1 protein-coding gene is annotated in these 886 nt (G+C 57.4%); it reads right to left on the reverse strand.

The window, feature by feature from the left end; all coding sequences use genetic code 11:
* Window positions 1-799: IS21 family transposase (istA, locus tag J7380_RS20225; RefSeq protein WP_247742674.1), on the reverse strand; the 799-nt coding region annotated here is incomplete at its 3' end.
* Window positions 800-886: the final 87 nt, after the last annotated feature.

The raw sequence follows: 886 nt of genomic DNA on the forward strand, positions 1-886 counted from the left end.
GCTCGTCCAGATCGGCAAAGACCGGCATGACTTGCCACATGCGGTTGCGCGCATCCTGCACGTTCTTCTCAACCTGGCCTTTCTCCCAACCTGCGGCTGGATTGCAGAACTCGGGCTCAAACACGTAGTGGCTGGCCATAGCCTTGAAGCGTGCATTGACGTCCCGCTGCTTGCCTCTGCCCACACGATCAACGGCGGTCTTCATATTGTCATAGATCCCGCGACCAGGCACGCCGCCGAAGACGCGGAATGCATGCCAGTGGGCGTCAAACAGCATCTCGTGCGTTTGCAGCGGGTAGGCCCGCACCAAGAAAGCGCGGCTGTGTGACAGTTTGATATGCGCGACCTGAAGTTTGGCGCGCTCACCGCCAATGTTGGCCCAGTCCTCGCTCCAATCGAATTGGAAGGCTTCGCCGGGCGCGAACACCAAAGGCACGTAGGTGCCGCGCCCCGTCGTCTGTTCCGCTCGATGCCGATCTTCACGCCATGCCCGGGCGAAAGCTGCTACGCGTTCATAGGAGCCATCATATCCCAGCTTCACCAGATCAGCATGCATTTGCTTCACTGTCCGCCGCTCTTTGCGTGACTTCCGCGTCTGGATTAAAAGCCAGGCTGACAGCCGATCCGAATAGGGATCCAGCTTGCTTGGACGCTTGGGCGTCTTGAACTGCGGTTCCACCGCACCTTCACGCAGATACTTCTTTATCGTGTTCCGAGACAAACCCGTCCGCCGGGCAATCTCCCTGATTGGCATCTTGTCACGCAATGCCCAGCGTCGAATGACACTCAAAAATCCCATGTCGATCACTCCAAATCCCCCCAACCAAAACCGTCGGGGAAGTGTGTTCACATGGGTCAATTCTCAGTGACAAATTATGTGGAGCAG

Source organism: Ruegeria sp. R8_1, assembly GCF_017743815.1.
Classification (GTDB): domain Bacteria; phylum Pseudomonadota; class Alphaproteobacteria; order Rhodobacterales; family Rhodobacteraceae; genus Ruegeria; species Ruegeria lacuscaerulensis_A.